General features: G+C 57.8%; 3 protein-coding genes, 1 tRNA gene and 2 rRNA genes. All 6 read left to right on the top strand.

Going from position 1 to position 3,217, the window contains the following annotated elements:
* Positions 1–111, top strand: a 23S ribosomal RNA gene (locus J9889_RS20650); the annotation flags it as partial.
* Positions 112–234: 123 nt separating this feature from the next.
* Positions 235–349 (top strand): 5S ribosomal RNA (rrf, locus tag J9889_RS20645).
* 98 nt (positions 350–447) lie between these two features.
* Positions 448–524, top strand: a tRNA-Asp gene (locus J9889_RS20640).
* 405 nt (positions 525–929) lie between these two features.
* Positions 930–1,931, top strand: a complete 1,002-nt coding sequence (locus tag J9889_RS20635; RefSeq protein WP_041210984.1) for a sulfate ABC transporter substrate-binding protein — start codon at positions 930–932, stop codon at positions 1,929–1,931.
* A gap of 39 nt (positions 1,932–1,970) precedes the next feature.
* Positions 1,971–2,546, top strand: a complete 576-nt coding sequence (locus tag J9889_RS20630; protein WP_039039453.1) for an alpha/beta hydrolase — start codon at positions 1,971–1,973, stop codon at positions 2,544–2,546.
* Between the two features lie 229 nt (positions 2,547–2,775).
* On the top strand, positions 2,776–3,217 hold a 442-nt coding region (locus tag J9889_RS20625; RefSeq protein WP_210557947.1), incomplete at its 3' end, for a helix-turn-helix domain-containing protein.

Raw genomic sequence — 3,217 nt, 5'->3', positions numbered from 1 at the left:
CCCTTGAGGGTCCTAAAGGGCCGTTGGAGACCACAACGTTGATAGGTGGGGTGTGTAAGCGTAGCGATACGTTGAGCTAACCCATACTAATTACCCGTGAGGCTTAACCATACAACACCCAAGAAGTGTTTCTGGCCTTGTAGCAAGTGCATGAACTACTTACAAATTCAGTGATAATGACAAGCAACTAGCGAAGTCGTTATTCACATCAGCTTTCCGAGATTGAAGATTTTGCCTGGCGGCAATAGCGCAGTGGAACCACCTGACCCCATGCCGAACTCAGAAGTGAAACGCTGTAGCGCCGATGGTAGTGTGGCATTCGCCATGCGAGAGTAGGACACTGCCAGGCACCCAATTAAACGGTGATGTGAAGAATCACAAAACCGGCTGCGAGGATGACACCTCACAAACAAGCAGCAAAAGATTTAGCGAAAGCTAACCGAATGCGGAGCGGTAGTTCAGTCGGTTAGAATACCGGCCTGTCACGCCGGGGGTCGCGGGTTCGAGTCCCGTCCGCTCCGCCACTAAATTGAAAGGCCTTCCCTGACGGGAAGGCCTTTTTGCTTTCTGGCGTCTGGATAAGAGCTCAGGGAACAAGAGGCAACCGACGGGTCTGCCGCCTGTTACTGACAACCCGCCTCTTGCCCCCTGTGGTGCTTGCGTGTCTGGCATTGTCCCTTTACCCAGGGCCTACCCTTCGCTCTGGTTTGCCTTTGTTCCTCCATCTTTTCCCCGCCCTGCCAATCGACCGGGCTTTGTCGTGTCTGGAGATGAGCATCGCAAGCACGCGAATACGCTCTGGCCGAGAGTGCCAGAGGACCATCGGGAGCTCATATGCGGATAAGAGATAAGCAAAGCGCTTTTTCTTTCTTCATGGAATATGCATAAGCGGGCATGCTGTACTCAACCCAACGATATGGAGTATCACCATGAAACTGCGAATGACCGCTCTCACCGTTCTCTCCCTGCTGGCTCTCGGTCAGGTCCAGGCCGCCGAGGTGCGCCTGCTGAATGTCTCCTATGACCCGACGCGGGAGCTGTTCCAGGAGTACAACAGTGCCTTTGCCAAGGAGTGGAAGGCCAAAACCGGCGACGATGTGGTGGTGAGCCAGTCACACGGTGGCTCAGGCAAACAGGCTCGTGCCGTGGTGGACGGACTGGAGGCTGATGTGGTCTCCCTAGCGCTGGCCTATGACGTCGATGCGGTGGCCAAGGCAGGTCTCACCGCCAGCGACTGGGAAGGGCGTTTGGCCAACAATGCCTCTCCCTATACCTCCACCATCGTCTTCCTGGTGCGCAAGGGGAATCCCAAGCAGATCAAGGATTGGGGCGACCTGGTGCGCAAGGATGTCGCCATCATCACCCCCAACCCCAAGACCTCCGGCGGTGCGCGCTGGAATTATCTGGCTGCCTGGGGCTATGCCCTGAAGAAAAGCGGCACTGAAGAGGGCGCCAAACAGTTTGTCAGCGATCTGTTCAAGAATGTGAAGGTGCTGGACTCCGGGGCACGTGGCGCCACCACCAGCTTCATCGAACGCGGGCTCGGGGATGTGTTGCTGGCCTGGGAAAATGAAGCGTTGCTGGTGCTCAATCAGCCGGGCACCAGCGACAAGTTCGAACTGGTGGTGCCCTCGGTCTCCATCCTGGCCGAGCCGCCGGTAGCCGTGGTGGACAAGGTAGCCAAGAAGCATGGTACCGAGGCCGTCTCCAAGGCTTACCTCGAGTATCTCTACTCTGACGAAGGGCAGCGCATCATCGCCAAATACCACTATCGTCCGAGCAATCCGGCGATCCTGAAGGAGACAGCGGCCCAGTTCCCCAACCTGACGCTCTTCACTGTCAAGGATCTGGAAGGAGATTGGGAAAAGGCACAGAAGAAGCACTTCGCCCAGGGCGGATCGTTTGACCAGATTTACCAACCGGGCCGCTAAGAGACGCAGGCCCCTGTGACAACAGATAGGAGTACCACGATGAACAAGATCCTTCTGGTTCCCGGTCTGCACAACAGTGGGCCGGATCACTGGCAGAGCCGCTGGCACCAGCAATTTCCCCAGTGGCAGAGAATGATGGGTCTGCCCTGGGACAAGCCGGATCTCACGGTCTGGAGCGCCAAGCTGGCGAGCAAGCTCAGGAGCCGGCGCAGCCGGGTCCACCTGGTCGCCCACTCCTTCGGCGCTCTGACGGCCATCGCTGCCGCCAGACTGCAACCAGACAAGGTCTCTTCCATCTTCATCGTTGCCCCTGCCGATCCTGCCCGTTTCGGTATCCCGGATGAGGTGTTGGCGGGGTCCATCAAGGTCTCTGCCCAGTTGATCGCCAGCCGCAATGACCCCTGGATGAGTTTCGAGCGGGCAGAGTTCTGGAGCCGGCAGTGGCAGGTGCCCTTGTTCGATGCGGGGGAGGTGGGCCATATCAATGCCCAGTCCGGCCATGGGGAGTGGCACCAGGGGCTCGCTTTGCTCGGCACCCTATACCGCCGTGCCGAAATGGTGGTGGAGCCTGCTCCTGCCGAGTGGGGCAAGCAGGCTGCACTCAGTTTTCGATGAGGGCGCCTCGGATTGTCTCGGCACGATTTCCAGACAGGCTGGCAACTTGGCCAGCGTGACTGACTTTGCATGTTCCCGGTTTTACCGCTCCGTCTTTTAGGTCTTTTATTTATATAAAAGACCTTTTTTTAGGTTCTTCGCGGGATCTTGGGGAAGTGGAAGTTGACAGACAGGGTGCTGGTAAACTGGCTGTCTCCAAACACACCACCACCATCACCCTGCTGTCGCCGTGCATCATATTGATATTGCCTCCTTCTGGCCAGGTTATACCGTCATCGCCCAAGCGCTTTCTGCCAACCATCACACCCTGTTTACCCTTGAGCCTCGCGCCGACCTGTTGCCCCGTTGTCGCCGATGCCTGCAACCCACGCCATTGATCCACGACCAACGTATCCGCCGGGTGCGTGAGCGAGACCTATTTGACCGACAAGTCTGGTTACAACTGCCTGTTCGCCGCGTCGACTGTCTGCGCTGTGGTCGCGTCAGTGAACATATCGACTGGCTCCCCTCTGGCTCCCGCCTCATCCGGCGCATGCAGTGCTGGATTGAAGCGCTCGTTCAGTACCTCCCCATCCGCCATGTCAGCCAGCTCACCGGGGTCGGTTGGCACACCATCAAGGAGATCGACAAGCGCCGTTTGCAGACCAGTGTGGGCACCATCGAACTTGGGG

This window comes from Aeromonas sp. PrichA-15 (assembly GCF_017939245.1).
Lineage (GTDB): Bacteria > Pseudomonadota > Gammaproteobacteria > Enterobacterales > Aeromonadaceae > Aeromonas > Aeromonas caviae.
The sequence above is the reverse complement of the archived record's forward strand: the minus strand, read 5'-3'. Positions and strand labels throughout refer to the sequence as shown.

Excerpts from the sequence above, each read along its gene's own strand:
- J9889_RS20630 (WP_039039453.1), top strand. The coding sequence starts at position 1,971 with ATGAACAAGATCCTTCTGGTTCCCGGTCTGCACAACAGTGGGCCGGAT.
- J9889_RS20635 (WP_041210984.1), top strand. The coding sequence starts at position 930 with ATGAAACTGCGAATGACCGCTCTCACCGTTCTCTCCCTGCTGGCTCTC.